General features: G+C 29.6%; 16 protein-coding genes. 10 read left to right on the forward strand and 6 right to left on the reverse strand.

From position 1 onward, the window contains the following. Positions 1-94: 94 nt before the first annotated feature. The gene (locus tag OC535_RS04710) at positions 95-2,422 is read right to left on the reverse strand and encodes an HAD-IC family P-type ATPase (protein WP_498823298.1); all 2,328 of its coding nucleotides are present in this window, start codon (positions 2,420-2,422) and stop codon (positions 95-97) included. A gap of 211 nt (positions 2,423-2,633) precedes the next feature. Here OC535_RS04710 and OC535_RS04715 point away from each other — a divergent pair, with 211 nt between their 5' ends. Then, positions 2,634-3,839, forward strand: coding sequence for an Mbeg1-like protein (locus OC535_RS04715; RefSeq protein WP_498823299.1), 1,206 nt, complete (start codon positions 2,634-2,636; stop codon positions 3,837-3,839). A gap of 53 nt (positions 3,840-3,892) precedes the next feature. Further along, a complete protein-coding gene (locus OC535_RS04720) occupies positions 3,893-4,297 on the forward strand; it encodes a hypothetical protein (protein WP_024720493.1) in 405 nt (134 codons plus the stop codon). Positions 4,298-4,370: 73 nt separating this feature from the next. On the opposite strand, the gene OC535_RS04725 is transcribed toward OC535_RS04720, so the two are convergent. After that, complete coding sequence (locus OC535_RS04725) at positions 4,371-4,823, reverse strand: free L-methionine (R)-S-oxide reductase MsrC (protein WP_227053563.1); 453 nt, start codon at positions 4,821-4,823, stop codon at positions 4,371-4,373. Between the two features lie 98 nt (positions 4,824-4,921). On the opposite strand from OC535_RS04725, the gene OC535_RS04730 reads away from it, so the two are divergent. The 3 genes from OC535_RS04730 to OC535_RS04740 all read left to right on the forward strand — a co-directional run bounded on the left by OC535_RS04730 (position 4,922) and on the right by OC535_RS04740 (position 7,036). Next, positions 4,922-5,446, forward strand: a complete 525-nt coding sequence (locus OC535_RS04730; RefSeq protein WP_024720495.1) for a hypothetical protein — start codon at positions 4,922-4,924, stop codon at positions 5,444-5,446. A 187-nt stretch (positions 5,447-5,633) separates the two neighbouring features. Next, positions 5,634-5,831 (forward strand): PadR family transcriptional regulator, encoded by a 198-nt coding sequence (locus tag OC535_RS04735; RefSeq protein WP_227053570.1) that lies wholly within the window; start codon positions 5,634-5,636, stop codon positions 5,829-5,831. 113 nt (positions 5,832-5,944) lie between these two features. Next, positions 5,945-7,036: an MBL fold metallo-hydrolase gene (locus OC535_RS04740; protein WP_227053562.1), complete on the forward strand. Its 1,092-nt coding sequence runs from the start codon at positions 5,945-5,947 to the stop codon at positions 7,034-7,036. Positions 7,037-7,056: 20 nt separating this feature from the next. Here the strand turns inward: OC535_RS04740 and OC535_RS04745 are convergent, their stop codons facing one another. Both OC535_RS04745 and OC535_RS04750 read right to left on the reverse strand, forming a co-directional pair. Continuing rightward, complete coding sequence (locus OC535_RS04745) at positions 7,057-8,382, reverse strand: amidohydrolase (RefSeq protein ID WP_227053561.1); 1,326 nt, start codon at positions 8,380-8,382, stop codon at positions 7,057-7,059. Positions 8,383-8,436: 54 nt separating this feature from the next. Beyond that, on the reverse strand, positions 8,437-10,794 hold the full coding sequence (locus OC535_RS04750) for an HAD-IC family P-type ATPase (protein ID WP_498823300.1): 2,358 nt from the start codon (positions 10,792-10,794) through the stop codon (positions 8,437-8,439). A 176-nt stretch (positions 10,795-10,970) separates the two neighbouring features. Here OC535_RS04750 and OC535_RS04755 point away from each other — a divergent pair, with 176 nt between their 5' ends. After that, complete coding sequence (locus OC535_RS04755; RefSeq protein WP_024720498.1) at positions 10,971-12,311, forward strand: citrate synthase; 1,341 nt, start codon at positions 10,971-10,973, stop codon at positions 12,309-12,311. 330 nt (positions 12,312-12,641) lie between these two features. Here the strand turns inward: OC535_RS04755 and OC535_RS04760 are convergent, their stop codons facing one another. Next, positions 12,642-13,706 carry a branched-chain amino acid aminotransferase gene (locus OC535_RS04760; protein WP_024720499.1) on the reverse strand — a complete coding sequence of 355 codons (1,065 nt, stop codon included), beginning with the start codon at positions 13,704-13,706 and terminating at the stop codon, positions 12,642-12,644. A 546-nt stretch (positions 13,707-14,252) separates the two neighbouring features. On the opposite strand from OC535_RS04760, the gene OC535_RS04765 reads away from it, so the two are divergent. Next, positions 14,253-14,759 (forward strand): GNAT family N-acetyltransferase, encoded by a 507-nt coding sequence (locus OC535_RS04765; RefSeq protein WP_024720500.1) that lies wholly within the window; start codon positions 14,253-14,255, stop codon positions 14,757-14,759. Positions 14,760-14,769: 10 nt separating this feature from the next. Further along, positions 14,770-15,180 carry a GNAT family N-acetyltransferase gene (locus OC535_RS04770; protein ID WP_498823301.1) on the forward strand — a complete coding sequence of 137 codons (411 nt, stop codon included), beginning with the start codon at positions 14,770-14,772 and terminating at the stop codon, positions 15,178-15,180. A 126-nt stretch (positions 15,181-15,306) separates the two neighbouring features. Here the strand turns inward: OC535_RS04770 and OC535_RS04775 are convergent, their stop codons facing one another. After that, entirely contained in the window at positions 15,307-15,834 is a 528-nt protein-coding gene (locus tag OC535_RS04775) for a cysteine hydrolase family protein (protein WP_024720502.1), read from the reverse strand. A 391-nt stretch (positions 15,835-16,225) separates the two neighbouring features. On the opposite strand from OC535_RS04775, the gene OC535_RS04780 reads away from it, so the two are divergent. Continuing rightward, complete coding sequence (locus tag OC535_RS04780) at positions 16,226-16,462, forward strand: FeoA family protein (RefSeq protein ID WP_024720503.1); 237 nt, start codon at positions 16,226-16,228, stop codon at positions 16,460-16,462. Next, a complete protein-coding gene (gene feoB, locus OC535_RS04785; RefSeq protein ID WP_498823302.1) occupies positions 16,452-18,464 on the forward strand; it encodes a ferrous iron transport protein B in 2,013 nt (670 codons plus the stop codon). Before OC535_RS04780 ends, feoB begins: the two co-directional genes overlap by 11 nt. The last annotated feature ends 11 nt before the right edge of the window (positions 18,465-18,475 follow it).

Here is an 18,475-nt window from a genome sequence, read left to right on the forward strand (position 1 = left end):
AAACATAGCGAACATTCTTTTATGAATAATGGTGATGATGAAGTGATAAAGAAGTGGTTGGATAAAAATTTGTAAGCAGATCATGACGATCTGCTTATTTAAGATTATTTTGAATTTTATTTAAGTACATACTAACTAATTTAGTAAGAATAATTAAAATAGGGATAGCAGCAATGATAGTTATTAAAATATAACTGATTAATTTTGAATTTAAACTATGCATTTGTAATAATGACCAAAATATCGGAGTAGATAATATAAAGCCAATTATATCAATAACTAGTACACCACCACGATACCAGTTGAGAGGACAGTAAATTCTATAGATCATATGGATAGAAATAAAAGCCGTTGTAAAATATAAAACTGTAAATACTTCCGGTAGTGATAAATGGAGTAATGGGGCTAATAATTTTATTATTGCAACAGTTAAAACGATTGTTAGGGCATTAGGTAGTGAGTAACGCAAAGCATGATGTCCAATCGATTCCTTTGGTTTTTCAATATTTCGTTCAAATAAGATCATAAATGATGGAAAACCTTCGATAAACATATCTAATAAGGTCATTTGAAAAGGGATAAAAGGATAAGGAATATTTAAGATGATCGATAATATAGAAAGTAAGATAGTATAGATCGTTTTTAAATAATACATTGAAGCAGAACGAGTAACATTGTTGATAACTAAACGGCCTTCACGAACTACTTCAACTAATGTTTCTAACTTCCCATCAATAATGATAAATTGAGCAACTTGTCTTGCAATATCGGATCCGGATCCCATAGCGATTGACACATCAGCATCTTTTAGAGCTAAAACATCGTTGACGCCATCACCTGTCATCGCAACTTTTCGTTTATGTTTTTGTAAGCAAAGAATCATTTGATGCTTTTGGAAAGGTGTAGCACGACCAATGACATTATAGTTTAAAATAGCATTTTCTAATTCTTGATCTGTTTTAATTGATGAAGCATCAATATATTTATCAGCATTATTGACACCAGCAAGTTTTGCAATAGCACTTACTGTAGCGGGATTGTCACCAGAAATCACTTTAATATCAACATCATTTTCACTAAAAAATTTTAATGTTTCTTTTGCATCTTTTCGGATTGGATCTTTAATAACAATCAAGCCTAAAGGAATTGTTTTATTGAGTGTTTCTTGAAGCGTATCGATATTTTCATGATGACCGATCATTAAAATTCGCGCACCGCTTTTAGTCATTGCCGTAATCTTTTGAGGTAAAGGATATTCAGGTTTAATGATTTCTGGAGCTCCAACAATAATTGTTCCAATTGTTTCTAATTCTACAGCACTCCATTTACGAGCTGAAGAAAAGGCAATCCTATTTAATGTTTTATAAGTACTCGGTTCATTAAAATAATTCTTCAAAGTCTTAAAAGTTATATTATTATCTAATGAACCAGCAACAAACGAACTCATAATTTTATTTAGATCATACAAAAAGGAATTATCAAGTTCAACAACTTGTTCAATTTCCATCTTTCCTTCAGTAAGAGTACCAGTTTTATCTAAACATAAAACATCTATTCTTGATAATGTTTCAATACTAAACATCTCTTGAACAAGCGTTTTTTGCTTACCCAATTTAACAACGCTGGCGGCTAAAGAGACACTAGTAAGTAAGACTAGGCCTTTTGGCAGCATTCCTAAAAGGGCGGTTGCTGTATTAACGATCGTACTTGTAATACTTTGATCACGGATTACATAAGCTTGATAAAGCATCAAGACACTTAATGGTAAAACTAAATAACTAGTATAGCGTGTAACTGTGTTGAATGTATTTAATAATTCTGAGTTAACTGGTTTTCGCGTCCTTGCCTGATCGGTGATTTTACTAGCATAATTGTCTTTGCCAACATGAATTACTTTTGCTAAGCAGGCGCCACTTAAAATGAAGCTGCCCGATAATAACATATCTCCAGGATTTTTTGTGACAGGATCGGCTTCTCCAGTTAATAATGATTCATCAACTTCAACACTGTTTTTAACAACTCTAGCATCAGCACTGATTTGATTACCAGTTTCAAAATAAACGATATCATCTAAAACAATTTCTTCGTTATTGATTGAAATTGTTTTTTCTTCACGAATTACTTTTGTTTTTGGTGAGACGATCAAATTTAATTTAGCAACCATGTTTTTTGATTTGATTTCTTGTTTAGCTCTAATAACAGTATTAGAAACAACGATTACAACAAAAAACAAGCTTGAATATGCTTTAACTGCAATTAAAGCTACAGCAATAATAAAATTATAAGCATTGAATAAATTAAAAATATGACTTATGATAATTTGTAAATTACTTTTAACAACAGGTTTAGGTGCAATATTAATTTTACCTGCTTTAATTCTTAAATCAACTTCTTCATTAGTCAATCCGGTTATTTTTTCCATCATTATTTCCCCTATAATATATAATTAATAATTGTTATTTATAATATAACTAAGATATTAAAATTTCATCATAAAAAAACTAAAGAATTTCTTAAATACTCTTAAAATCATTAAAATACTTTTTATTACTAATGTTATTTATTAATAAATTTGTTTATAATATTCATATAAGTTAAATAAATAATCATAGATCAAAGCAAAGGGGAAAATAATGGCAAATATAATTGACTATATAAAATGGCGTGGTGATCTTGATTTACAGATCGATCCTTTCAATGATATTGATGGACTAATTTTAAGTGAACTAGCATATGTTGATTTTGATAAAATAGTACCGGCTTTTTTATCAAAAGAAAGTCGAAGTTTAGAAGATGTAGCAAATGATTTTTTTAATTTAAATGATCTTGATAAATTGATGGATGAATTTTCTTTTATTAAAGATGCTATCATTTTATTAAAAATCGCAGCTAAATCAAAACGATATAAAAATATTTTATTATCTGATTATTTAAATGAATTAGATTATCAGGCTGTTAAACAATTTGCAGCAATAACTTTTCAATTACCAGATAGTAGTATATATGTTGCATTTAGGGGAACTGATGATACGATTCTAGGATGGAAAGAAGATTTTATGATGACTTATACTATGCCGATTCCTTCACAAATTAGAGCTAAAGAATATTTATCTGCCATTGCAAGAAAAAAATATAATAAGAGTTTATTTTATTTACTTAAAAATCGTAATTTTCAAACTAGTGTTTTAAATACTATAAAGAATTATTTTAACCAATATTTTTTTGGTGTGAAGATGCGTTTAGGAGGACATTCTAAAGGTGGAAATCTGGCTGTATATGCAGCATGTAATAGCAGTGAAAAAATAATAAACAGAATCATTGAAATTTATAATAATGATGGTCCAGGATTTAATCAAGAAATCTTGGAAATTCCGGAGTATCAAAAGATAGCTAAAAAAATCAAAAAATTTGTTCCTGAGGGCTGTGTCTTTGGGATAATGCTTGAATATCTTGAAGAAATGATCGTTGTTAAAAGTGATGCAAAAGGATTAATGCAGCATAGTGGTTTTACATGGCAGATCGAAGGTACTCATTTTGTTGAAAGCAAAGCGATTAATGCAGAGAGTCAAGCAATGGATACAGCATTTAAATCCTGGCTTGTTAAAGTGGATGAAGAAACGCGAAAAAATGCTGTTGAATGCCTTTTTAGTATTATTGAGGCTGCCGGAATAAAAAAGATAAATGATTTTTCAGAAAAAACATTTACACATTTAATTGTTGCTTTGAAGGAACTAAAAAATATGGATAGTGAATCGCGAAATGCTTTAATTCAATTTTTTAAAGTGCTATTAGTAGAAAATAATAATAGTCGCAAAGAATATAAGAAAAATAAATCTTAATTCATAATCTATTAATATTATTAAATTATAGTAAATATGAAAAGAGGGTTAATATGAATAAATTTCAAAATGCATTATATCGATTCATGGCAGGAAGATATGGTTCTGATCAGTTTAATGTCTTTTTATTAGTTCTAGCGGTAGTAATAATGTGCTTAAACTTGTTTTTTATTAGAAGCTCATTTCTTTCAGCTGTAGTATGGTTATTACTTATTTATAATTTGTTTAGAACATATTCACGTAATATATATAAACGAAGAGAAGAAAATGAAAAATATTTAAAAATGATTCAACCGATCAAGAAAAGATTTAATGTAATTAAAAAGAATCATCAAGATAAAGAACATAAATATTATTTATGTCCAAGCTGTAAGCAGATAGTCAGAGTTCCTAAAGGACGTGGAAAAATCACGATAACTTGTCCTACATGTAAAAATCGCTTTGATAAAAAAAGTTAATATTAAAAAAACTTAGGCTAAATAAACCTAAGTTTTTTAGTAAAACAAAATCAATTAGCTACCAAAAAAAGTGTTAAATAGAATATTGGATTCTTTTTAAATGCTTGATCAAAATCACGATTAACTTTTCCAAAATTATTTGATCACTTTCCTGGAAACGGTCAAAACTCGTTGAATCAAGATCTAAAACACCATACAAATTTTGATCGATTATTATTGGTAGAACAATTTCACTATTACTGGCACTATCACAAGCTATATGACCAGGAAAATCATGAACATTAGCAATGCGTTTAGTCTTTAATTCGGTGGCACATGCACCACATACACCGCGATCATAGGGAATAATAGTGCAAGCAGTCAATCCTTGAAAAGGACCTAAGATCAATTGTTGATCTCGATTAAGATAAAAACCAGCCCATGAAACATCTTCAAATTCTTGTTTAATAAAAGCACTCATATTTGCTAATAATGAAATTTCGTAATTAATATTTTCTAATAAAGCATCTAATTGTTTTTCTTTCATAAAATCACCTTCTATATTATACATTATTTTTTTCTATTTTGTTTAAAAAAATAAAATTGGTTAAAAATAGTAGTAGAAAATTATAAAGGAGAATACTTATGAAAAAAATAATAAAATATTTATTTTGTTTAACATTATTATTTACTTTAGCTGGATGTGCTAATAATAATGATGATGACAAAACAAATGAAACTAACAATTCAACAAATGAAACAACAAATAATGATGATTTTGATGATATTGATACACAGATCAAAAATCAATTTAGTGATGATTATGAAGTTAATCGAGATGATGTAATTGATGCTGTTAATTATATTAATAATAATCTTGATAATGTAAAAGATAAAGAAGTTGCAAAAAAATTATATGAAAAAGGCAGTTATTTAGAGATGGCAGCAAATTATGGAGACGTCGGTGAAGATGATACGATTCGAAACCTAGGAATTAAAGCTAAAAATTATGCTAATAAAGTTTATCATGCCAGTGATGATGAAGTTGATAATGTTATCAGTGATGCCGAAGGTGATTTTGATGAATTTACAACAAAACTAGGTAATGGAATTGATAATGCAGTAGATGATTTTATGAATTTTTTTGAGACTAAAAAGACTAATGATTAAAGGGATCTAGTGTCCCTTTTTTAGTTTGGAGTAGATGATTAAAAAGTAAGTTATAATTGACTTATAAACTATTATGCATTACGATGTAGTTAAATAGTATTATATAATGTAATTTTTACGAATGTTTTTAGAGTATAAGATGGCTTATTTTAGCAATCTTGAAGATTTTTAATTATATGAATATAAAATATCGCAAAAGTTAAATTTTTATGAGTTTGAAAAGATTTCTGAAAGTACGATTTATCCATTATTATTGAGATTAGAAAAAGTTAATTTAATATACTCTATTATTCGTGAATCAAAATCAGGTTCTAAAAGAAAGTGTTATTTTTTAACAGATGAAGATAAAAAAGAATTAAATAATTTTAAAATAAGTTATGATTAGTTGACTACGACAGTAAATAAACTGTTAAAAAATGCAATGGATGCTTATATCTTATATTGGTGTTTGGATGAATTATATTTTAAGATTATATTAGTTTAGAAAGGTTAAAGAAAATGAATAAAAAAATATGGAAATTTATACTATTAATATTTTCTATTATCTTCTTATTTTTAAAATTATGGGTTCCTTTTGGTAAAAGTCCATCAAAAAAAGATCGCTTAAATTATGCTTCAAGAGCTAAAAATTTTAAACATAATAAATTTTATAATGAAAATAAGTATCGACGAATATATATTAAAGCTAAAAAAAATAACTATCTTTCGATAAAAGATAATATTCCTACTGATAAAATTATCACAAAAACTCCAAAAATCCTAAAAAATCCGGATGATGAAATATTAACTATTACATGGCTAGGACACTCTTCTATCTTTTTTCAAATGCATGGGATGAATATTTTAATTGATCCAGTTTTTAGCAATCATGCTTCACCATTTCCTTTTCCCTCAATGCGTCGATTTAGTGCTTTACCTATTAAAATCAATGATTTTGATAAGATCGATATTGTAGTTATAACTCATGATCATTATGACCACTTAGATTATAAAACGATTAAAAAAATAGATAAAAAAGTAACAAGATATATTGTTCCCTTAGGGGTTGAAAAACATTTAGAAAGATGGAAAATAAAGAAAGAAAAAATTATCAGTTTAGCCTGGTGGGAAGAAATAAGAATAAATGGATTATTAGTAGCTTGTACGCCAGCTAGACATAGTTCTTTTAGAAATTTTATTAATGACAGTTATAAAACATTATGGTCTTCCTGGGTGTTTATTGATGAATATCATAAAATATTCGAAAGTGGCGATACTGGATTTGATAGTCATTTTGAAAAAATATCCAAGAAATACGGTGAATTTGATTTAGCGGTTTTAGAAGCGGGACAGTATAATGAAAAATGGCGAGCTACACATATGACACCTGAAGAATCGGTAAAGGCTGGGATGATCTTAAAAGCTAAGATGATCATGCCAATTCATTGGGGAACCTTTAGTTTAGCCGATCATCCTTGGGATGATCCAGTAGAAAGATTTACGAACAAAGCGGATAAAGAAAATATCAAGTGGATCGTTCCTAAAATTGGCGAAACCATTGCATATGGCCATGATCTTTATCAAAGTAAATGGTGGACTAATTTAAAATAAAAGCAGCTTTTTCGCTGCTTTTATTTATGAATATTATTTAATAAATAATATGCTACACTACTGTAAACTGTAGTTCCTGTCAAAAGAACATTTTCATTAAAATCATAGGCACAATTATGTGGTGAAGCTGCTAGATCAGTAGTTAATTTCATATAGGTGGCAATTCCTCCGTGTGCTTGAACAGTAGCCATCATATAAGAAAAATCATCACTACCATCTAAAGGACTTAAATATTTTGGAGCAACTTTAATATTTTTTAAATGATCATCGCAGACGTGGCGAATTATATCCATCATTTTTTTATCACATTCAAGTGAATAAGCTTTCCCCATTTTATTGATTTCAACAATAGTATCATGCATTAAAGCAGCTCCGCGGATTACATCAGTAGCATATACTTCCATATAATTGTTTAATTCTGTAGTTGCTCCACGTACTTCTATTTCTAACTTTGCTGTTTCGGGAACAATATTACGTCCTGTTCCGGCGTTGATTGTTCCTACGTTGATTCTTGTACAGCCGTCGCTATTACGCGGAATTGAGTGAAGATTCAAGATACATGAAGCAGCTGAAAGAAGGGCGTTTTTTCCAAATTGAGGCATACCAGCGGCATGAGAAGAAACCCCATGATAGATTACATCTAACTTTGTTGTGGCAAAAGTTTCATCCATACCTAAATAAATATCATAATCTTCTCCTGGTGCCTGTTGCCAAATATGTCCTGCAAAAATGTAATCAACATCATCTAAAAAACCGCTTGTTGCAATACTTTTGGCACCTCTTACACCTTCTTCAGCCGGCTGGAAAATAAGCTTTAGGGTTCCATGAAGATGTTCTTTGATTTCACTTAAAATTTTAGCGACAGTTAATCCCATAGCTGTATGTCCATCATGACCACAAGCATGCATAGCTCCAGGATTACATGAAATAAAGCCAAATTTACCAGGATTGTGATCAGCAGAATCATCCTCCATAATACTCAAGGCATCCATATCAAATCTGATAGCTACAACTGGACCATCACCATTTTTTATAATTCCCGCTACTGCTGTAAAGCCATCTTTCACTTTTTCTAAATAGTAGGGGTCAGCTCCTTGTAAGATAGCCCGTTTATAATTGAGTGTTAATACACGTTTACTAGGCAGCCCCATTCTTGCCGTTTCACACATCAATTCTTTTCCTACCAATACTTGATAACCCAAATTATTTAGTTTTCTAGCTACGATTGAGGCAGTTCGCATTTCTAACCAGCCTCTTTCTGCATATTTATGAAAATCACGTCTTGTTTGAACTGTTTCAGGAAAATATTCTTTTGCTAAAGATTTAATTTTTTCATACATATTCATTCCTTCTCCTTTATTATATTTTAGCAATTTTCTTGTATCTTTTCCAATAATACATCATTTGAATTTATAGTTTAATTTTATTTTTTTATATTTATTAAATAATTGTTCTAATAATCTAAATAAATATCCAGAGAAATCAACTAATAAAGGAGAAAAGGCAATTAATGCTAATAAAACCATCAGCCAGTTAAAATCTAGCCCCGTCAAATCTAATATAGATTGTCCAATGATCATAGAAATATAATAAGTCATTTGGGTTGTATAGATAATAATTTTTCGATAACGGGTCAAAGGACTATAAATTCGTAATAAAGCAATCGTATAATTACAACCGGTAAATAAAATACAAACAGTAGACAGCATATTAGGATCATAGTCTAAATACAGACCGATATTAGTTATCAAAGTAGTTCCTAAAGCAATCGTAAAAGCTGAAGGAAATGATTTTTCTAAAACATTTTTAAAAAAATTACCTTTTACATGCGCAAAATTTGCTTCGTATGTTAAAAAGAAAGTAGGAATTCCCACCCCACAGGCACTGATCAAGGATAATTGAATCGGTTCAAAAGGATAGGCTTGGCCAAAGAAAATCGTTGAAATTGAAATTAAGACCGAAAAGATTGTTTTAATTAAAAACATTGATGCCGACATTGTAATATTATTGATAACGCGGCGCCCTTCATCAACAATATAAGGCATAGCATTAAAATTATTATTTAATAAAACTAAGTTAGCTGTATTTTTTGCGGCATCACTTCCTGAAGCCATAGCTATCGAACAATCAGCTTCTTTAAAAGCTAAGACATCATTGACACCATCACCAGTCATAGCTACAGTATGACCTAGTTGCTTTAAAGCTAAGACCATCTCTTTTTTTTGTTGTGGGGTGACCCGACCGAAAACAGAATAATTTTTAACTGCTTTTTGAATATCTTTCGCTGTCGTCAATTTTGTTGCATCTATATAATGCCTGCTTTTTAAACCGGCTCTTTTAGCGATGGCAGAGACAGTTATTGGATCATCACCAGAAATGATTTTCAAATCAACGCCTTGTGATTCAAAATAGCGCAAAGTTTCTTTAGCATCATCTCTTATGACATCGCTTAAAACAATTATTCCACATGGTTTTAAATCAGACGGCAAACTTTCATTGTTGATGATTTTATTTGTATGAGCTAATACTAAAATACGATAGCCTTTACTTGTGTAATCAAAGCAAAGTTCTTCTAGATCCTCATCTCCTTGCGGAAAAAGAAATTGATAAGCCCCAAGATAATATGTACCATGGTCATAAAAAGAAGTTCCACTATATTTACGATCAGAACTAAAAGGAATAACATGACAGGGTTTAAAGTTAGTTTTGCAGGGATAATGTTCTTTTAAGGCTTGAGCTGTTACATTAACATCAGTCAATGTATGCATTAAATTTCCCATAATTTCTTGAAAATCAAGATTACATGTTTTAATATCAAACTCAACTTTCATTGTTCCTTCGGTAATTGTCCCTGTTTTATCAAGGCATAAGACATCTACCCGTGCTAATGTTTCAATGCAGAACAATTCTTGAACTAAAGTCTTTTGTTTAGCTAGCCTTAAAACACTAAGCGTCAATGCCGCGCTAGTCAATAATACAAGGCCTTCAGGAATCATTCCTAAAACCGCAGCAACAGTACTAACAATGGCATCATTAAAGCCTTGTTCACTATATATAAGTTGTTTTAAAAACAATAATCCGCCAATTGGCAAAATAAAGATACTTACATATTTCAAAATGGTATTTAAACACTGATTCAATTGCGAATTATGTTTTTTCAAACGTTTCGCTTCATTAGTGATTTTATTCATATAATTATCATCACCAACATGAATAACTTTGCATATTCCTTTTCCTGAGGTAATAAAACTTCCAGAAAAAAGATGATCGCCATTTTGTTTTAAAACAGGATCTGATTCTCCGGTTAAAAGAGCTTCATTTGTCTCCATCTGACCATCTACGAGAATACTATCTGCGGGAATCTGCATACCAGTAGTTAAAACTAGATAATCATCTAAAACAATTTCATCAATCGAAATTTCTTTTAGATGATCATCGCGAATTACTTCAACTTTTGCTGTTGTTATGATCGATAGACGATCTAATGTTCTTTTTGCTTTAACTTCTTGATAGATACCTGCAATCGTATTAATGATTATAACTAAAATAAAGAGGGTATTTTTATAAGATTCAACAAAGAGAACTAAACCTAATAAAGTTGCATTTAAAATATTAAAAAAAGTAATGGTATTGTTGAGAAAGATTTCTTTATACGATTTAGTAATTTTATTGTTTATATGATTAATTTTTCCTTCATCAGTTCTTTGTTTAACTTGAAGACTAGTTAAACCAGGATAATTTTGATTATTTATCTTCATAATATCAACCACCTTTACAACTCATTTTAACTTAATTATAGTGATTAAACAATTAATTTTGCTTAAGAATGTTTAAGAGATTTAAGATATTTTGTATACAATCTTTGTTATAAATTGTATACAATTTTATTGAATGATGCTATAATAGAAATTAATTAATTTTAGGGGGTGCTTATATGAGTAGATTTATAGACGGTTTTATTGAAAAAGCAAGAGAAAGTAACAATAAAATCGATAATGAATTATATTCAAAATATGATGTAAAAAAAGGGTTAAGAAATGAAGATGGTACAGGAGTATTAGTTGGATTAACTAAAATTGCCGATGTTGTTGGTTATAAAAGGGTTGAAAATAAAAAGGTCGATTGTGAGGGTGAGCTTTATTATCGGGGTATCAATGTTTCTGATATTATTAATAAAAGGGAGCCGCATCAAAGATTTTTATTTGAAGAAACATGTTTTTTGATTTTGTTTGGTTATTTACCAACGGTTGAAGAATTAGAAAATTTCAAAAAAGAATTATCAGATCGTTATGAATTACCGCCACATTATTTGGAATCAAAAATTTTGGGATTCCCTTCTAAAAATCTAATGAATAAATTACAGCAGGAAGTTTTGATGCTTTATTCATATGATGATGATCCTGATAATATCAGTGCTTCATCAACAATGTATAAAGGATTAAATTTGATTGCTAAAATTCCTTCTATTGTTTGCTATGCATACCGTAGTAAGGTGCATTATTTTGATAAAGAAAGTTTATACATTCATCAAATTAGACCTGATTTATCAATTGCCGAAAATATTTTGTATCTTTTAAGAGATCATAAACATTTTACACCTAAAGAAGCTGAAGTTCTTGACATGTGTCTTGTCTTACATGCTGATCATGGGGGTGGAAATAACTCAACATTTACTAATGTAGTAATCAGCTCTACAGGAACTGATATTTATTCAAGTTTTGCTGGAGCAATCGGTTCATTAAAAGGTCCTAAGCATGGTGGTGCTAATTTAGCAGTTATGAAACAAATGAAATTAGTTATTGATGAAATAGGCTTAGAAGCTAGTGATAAACAAATCGAAATGATTATTGAAAGAATCTTAGATAAAAAATTTAACGATAATAGTGGTTTGATTTATGGTATTGGTCATGCTGTTTATACACTTAGCGACCCACGCTGTGTTATTTTAAGACAACAGTGTAAAGAATTGTCATTAGAAAAAGGACGTGAAAATGAATTTAATTTTTATTATCGTTTTGAACAGTTAGCAATTGAAGCAATAAAAAAACGTAAAGGAATTACGGTATGTGCTAATGTTGATTTTTATAGTGGCTTAATTTATGATATGTTATGTATTCCTACCGAATTATATACTTTAATGTTTGTGGTAGGTCGAGCAGTAGGATGGCTGGCACATAATATTGAAAATAAATTATATTCTGGTCGTATTATTCGTCCAGCTGCCAAATATGTTGGCGAAACATATGAATATATCCCAATCGATAAACGAAAATAAAATGATACTTCTTTTATCATTAAGAAAAAAGTTGTTTATGTAAAAGGATTTAAAGCTTGATTGTGTTTTTGAATTTTAGAATGCAGCAGTAATATTAATTTCATCAAGATTGCTTGATGAAATTAGTGAAAGTAGATAACAATTTAAATATAAATGCTATTGTTGATAAAGATGAAGTATTTATTAATGATTAAAAAACGTGTTAGTTACATAACTAAATTTATAATAAGACCACAGATAAAGTCTGTGGTCTTATTATATGAATCAGTATAAGATCATAAACTTTATAAAAAAACAGATCAGTTTGACTGATCTGTAATAATGTCTTAATTATTTAATATGACGAACCCAACCGTATTTATCTTCTAAACGACCCCATTGAATTCCTGTTAAAGTATCATAAAGTTTTTGTGTCAATTCGCCAGTTTTAAAGTTATTGATAACTACTTCTTCACCTTTGTAATAAAGCTGACCAACTGGTGAAATAACGGCTGCTGTACCTGTACCAAATGCTTCAGTTAATTTTCCATTACGTCCAGCTTCCATTAATTCATCAATACTAAGTTCACGTTCTTCAACTTTATATCCCCAATCTTTAAGGATATGAATAATTGAATCACGAGTAACTCCAGGCAATACTGATCCTTCAAGAGGAGCTGTAACGATAGTATCATCGATCAAAAACATTACATTCATAGTTCCGACTTCTTCAACATATTTACGATGAACACCGTCAAGCCATAAAACTTGGGTATAACCATGAGCTTCAGCTTTCACCTGGGCAGCGATACTAGCAGCATAATTTCCACCGCATTTTGTAAACCCAGTTCCACCTTTAACAGCACGTACATATTCATCTTCAACCCAAATTTTTACAGGATTGACACCTTCAGGATAATAATTTCCTACAGGTGATAAAATAATTACAAATTTATAAGTTTTAGCAGGATGAACACCAACCCCAGCTTCACTAGCAAACATAAATGGTCGAATATATAATGATGTATCTTTAGCCGTAGGAATCCAGTCTTGTTCATATTTAACGATTGCTTCGACTGCTTCAACAAACATTTCTTCTGGTAATTCTGCCATACAAATACGTTTGTTTGAATTAATCATTCTACGAGCATTCATTTCTGGTCTAAATAATGTAATATTTCCTTGAGGATCACGATATGCTTTTAATCCTTCAAATGTTTCTTGAGCATAGTGTAATACCATAGTAGCAGGATCCATAGCAATAGGTCCGTAAGGAACGATTCTTGCATCATGCCATCCTTTACCTTCAGTATAATCCATCATAAACATGTGATCAGTAAAATAATTACCAAAACCTAAATTATTTTGATCTGGTTTTTCTTTTAGCGTTTGAGCTCTTTCAATCTTGATTTCCATTGTTAAAATACCCCCTTAATTTATCTATAAGTATACTCTTATTTTAGTCTTGTTACAAGATAGAATTTATCTAAGAAATGCAGATAAGGTATGATTTTTATGAAAAAAAGTGTTTAATTATAGATAAAGATATTTTTTGTTGGGAAAATAATTGAAGAAATGAAATTTATTGTAAGACAAAGGAAATAAATATATAGATCTAAGTGTTGTAATCATAAGATATTGAATTGCTTAGTAGGTAATTTATACGATATAAAGGATAATCATTAATGGTAAAATATTAAAGAGGATTAAAATATGAGGGGATCAAAACGACTTATGTCTTAAAGAAATGTAAAAGTTATTTTTTTAGAAGAAATAAGTTTGAAGTAGAATTTTTGTAAAGATACTGATCAAGAGATAAAAGTTTAATCTAAAATCAAACAGCTATTCTAAAAAACATTAATTATATGGGTAGATTTTTTGTTATTTGTATAAATTAAAACTTGTATATTGTATAATTAGCTGATAATCAATATAATATATTTTAAGATGAGGCGGGATTTTATGGACAAGATAATAATTAGAGAAGCAAAAACTGAAGATGCTAAAGAAATAATTAGTTATTTAAATCAAATTGGTGGAGAGTCAGATAATCTATTATTTGGTTTTAATGAATTTAATATGTCAGTTGAAAATGAGATGGCTTATATTAGACGAATAAATGATTCAAATAAAGATTGGATGTTAATTGCTTTAATAGATGATGAAATAGCAGGTATTGCTTCATTACAAGGCTTTAGTCAGATTAGAATAGAACATCGATGTAATCTAGCAGTATCAGTTAAGAAAAAATATTGGCATCAGGGAATTGGAACACAGCTTATTAAAAAGTTGATTGTTTGTGCTAAAGAAAGAGAAATTGATGTTATTGAATTAGAAGTTAGATCAGATAATCTTAATGCAATCAGTTTGTATGAAAAATTAGGATTTGAAAAGATTGGTTATTATCAAAAGTTTTTTAAAATCAATGGAGAATATTATGATGCTTATTTAATGAATTTGTATTTGTGAGGACAGGGTAATGATTTATCAAGAAAATGTATTAACATGTGATATTTATAATCAAATTAGAAATAGCGTAGGGTGGTCTAGTTTTTCGAATAGACAAGCTAATAACGCAATTGAAAATAGTTATAATATAGTTGCTTTTGATGATGATAAGGCAGTAGGAATGGGACGTTTGGTTGGTGATGGAATTTATTATACTATTGTTGATGTTGCTGTTGATCCCCAGTATTGGCATCGAGGAATAGGACAGATGATCGTTAAGAAGCTCCTTGATCAGGCTAATAACAATCTATTTAAGAATGAAAGATGTACTATTAATTTAGTTGTAGTGCAAGATAAAGAAGAATTTTATACTAAACTAGGATTTAAAAAAATTTCTGATGAAAATTGTGGATCAGGAATGAAATTAACATTTAAAAAATAACTGTTTAAAGATATTTATTGATTTTATCTGTTTGCTTTTATGAAAAAATGTTTTTAAAAGAAAATAGGGAAGCAGTATTATTATCTAAAATAAGTTAATAAAAGTGGATAAAAAAATAAAGGATATTTAAATGTTATCCTTTATTTTTATGTGTAAGTTTTTCATTATATCAAGAGCTTTTTGCTCCAAGACAGGATCATTACTAGCAATTCCTTTTGGATCAATAATTATTGTTGTTTCTGGCAGAGCTGCTTTAATAATTATGGCATTGGAAATAACACAGATATTAGAAACAACACCAACTAGAGTAATTTCCTCATAGTCTTTGTCTTTTAAATAATTACCTAACTCTAATGATCCAAAAGTCTCTTTTAAAATTTTTTTATCATTTACAGCAAGTTCATTTATTTTACCATATAACTGCCAGCCTTTACTATTTTCAATACAATGAGTTATTGGTAAATTTTTGCCTTCTTGTGTTTCTAAATAATTTTCTTGATGTGTATCATATGTGAAAATAACATCATCATTGTTATGATGATATCTATTAATTAAATCAACTAAATATTCTTCTAGTGCTACAGCTTTTTCAAATCCCAAACTACCATTTACAAAATCATTTTGATAATCAATTACAACTAATAATTTTTTCATTTCAAGCCTCCATCTTTTGGACTCATTTTAACATTATTAATCAATGATGTAAATATGTGATTAAAGGTAGACCATTATCAAATAAAGAGTTAAAAAATTTATAATATATTGGATAATTTAGTCGATAAATATTTATAGTTACATTAAAAATTGTTATAATATCTTCTGTATCTGTAAAAAAGAGGAATATTTAAGTAAGAGATGGAAAGAAAGTCACAATTTGTGAATATCTTGTGACTTTTTTGATATTTCAGTTATATAGTTAAATTAACTGTATTATTAGGTTAAAATTTAGTTTTATACGGCAGAAAAAAATTATACGTTAATGAAGTTAAATAATATTTTAGTTGTAATATATATGTAGCAGGTAATTTAAATAAGGAGGGATATCATGACATTAGATAAATTAACACCAGGAATGAGTGGTAAAATTACTGTTGTTCATGGAGAAGGACTATTACGACGACGTTTACTAGAAATGGGTTTAACTCCTAAAACAGTAGTTAAAGTTCGTAAAGTTGCGCCTATGAAAGATCCAATTGAATTATATTTGCGCAGTTATGTTTTGACGATTAGAAAAGATGATGCATCAATGATAGAAGTTGAGGTGATTGATAATGGTAACTAAAACAATCGCTTTGATTGGAAATCAAAATTGTGGAAAAACAACACTTTTTAACGCTTTGACAGGTTCTAATCAGCATGTAGGTAATTTTCCTGGAGTTACAGTTGAACAAAAATCCGGCTCAATAAAAAAACATCCTACTATTAAATTAGTCGATCTTCCAGGTATTTATTCATTAACACCATATACGATGGAAGAGATTGTTTCTACTGATTTTTTAATCAAAGAGAAGCCCTCGATGATTATTAATATTATTGATGCAACTAGTATTGAAAGAAATCTATATTTAACAATGCAATTACTGGAACTGAATATTCCGATGATTTTAGCTTTAAATATGATGGATGAAGTTATCAGCAGTGGTAACTGTATTGATGTTGAAGGCTTACAAACTGCTTTAGGATTAAGGGTAGTTCCTCTTTCAGCTAGTAAAAATGAGGGAATCGAAGAATTGATTGAAGCAGTTGAATCGATATTGAAAGAAAATAACTGTTCCCATTTAGATCTATGTAGTGGCGAGATTCATAAAGCAATTCATTCAATCAATCATTTAATCGAAGAAAATGCGATAAAAGCTAATCTTCCTAAACGATTCGCAGTTACCAAAGTGATAGAAGGCGATCAAGAAATAATCAAACAGTTAAAATTAGATTCCCAACAGCTGCATATTATTGAACATATTATCAAGGATATGGAAGAGAAGGAGGGTCTTGATAAAGATGCTGCATTAGTAGAAATGCGCTATCAAATCATTGAAGATATTACTAGTAAAACAGTCTTTAAGCAACAAGAAACCACAGGACAAATACGCTCTGAAAAAATTGATGCAATCTTGACACATAAGTATTTGGGAATATCAATTTTCATTATTATAATGTTATCGATTTTCTTTCTGACATTTAATGTAATTGGCGCTCCATTACAATCTTTAATGGAGCTAGGCGTGAATTTTGTTGGGGATACATTAATAACATTCTTAACTAATCATCAAGTTGCTCCTTGGTTGATTTCTTTATTAGAAGATGGCGTGATTGCTGGAGTCGGCAGTGTCTTATCATTTTTACCATTGATCGTTGTTTTATTCTTCTTTTTATCAATGCTTGAAGATAGTGGTTATATGGCGCGAGTTGCTTTTGTCATGGATAAATTATTAAGAAAAATTGGATTATCAGGAAAATCATTTGTTCCAATGCTAATTGGATTTGGGTGTTCAGTTCCAGCAATCATGGCAACAAGAACTTTATCATCTATCCGTGATCGTAAAATGACAATAGTTGTGACACCGTTTATGTCCTGTAGTGCTAAATTACCAATTTATGGAATGATCATTACTGCTTTTTTTAGTACTAAAGCACCATTTGTAATGATTACAATTTATTGTATTGGCATTTTAGTAGCTATTTTTTCAGCATTATTGTTAAAAGCAATGATTTTTCCAGGTGATCCGATTCCTTTTGTAATGGAACTGCCAAGTTATCGAGTTCCTACTGCCAAAAATGTAATTATGCATATGTGGGAAAAGGCAAAAGATTTTTTAAAGAAAGCTTTTACGATTATTTTTATTGCTTCTTTGTTGATTTGGTTTTTACAAAGTTTTAATTTTAGATTTGAAATGGTCAGTGACAGTTCAAAAAGTATTTTAGCTTTTATTGGAAATAAACTATCATTTATTTTTGCTCCATTAGGTTTTTCTAATTGGCGTTTATCAACCGCATTGATTACGGGAATCACAGCTAAAGAATCCGTTGTCTCAACATTATCAGTATTAACTAATTCAAGTAGTCCTGATGCTTTATATCATGCTTTAAATGGCTTACTTACACCAGCCAGTGCTTTTGCCTTTTTAACCTTTACGGTTTTATATATGCCCTGTGTTGCTGCCTTTGCTGCAACAAAAAGAGAATTGGGTTCATGGCTTCAGGCAATTTTAACAGTACTGTATCAAACCGGTGTAGCATACGTTGTAGCATTTATAGTTTATCATTTTGCTTTATTGATTTCTTAGTCAACAAATAA

It is taken from the genome of Clostridium sp. Marseille-Q5894 (assembly GCF_946902305.1).
In the GTDB taxonomy this organism is placed as follows: domain Bacteria; phylum Bacillota_I; class Bacilli_A; order Erysipelotrichales; family Coprobacillaceae; genus Thomasclavelia.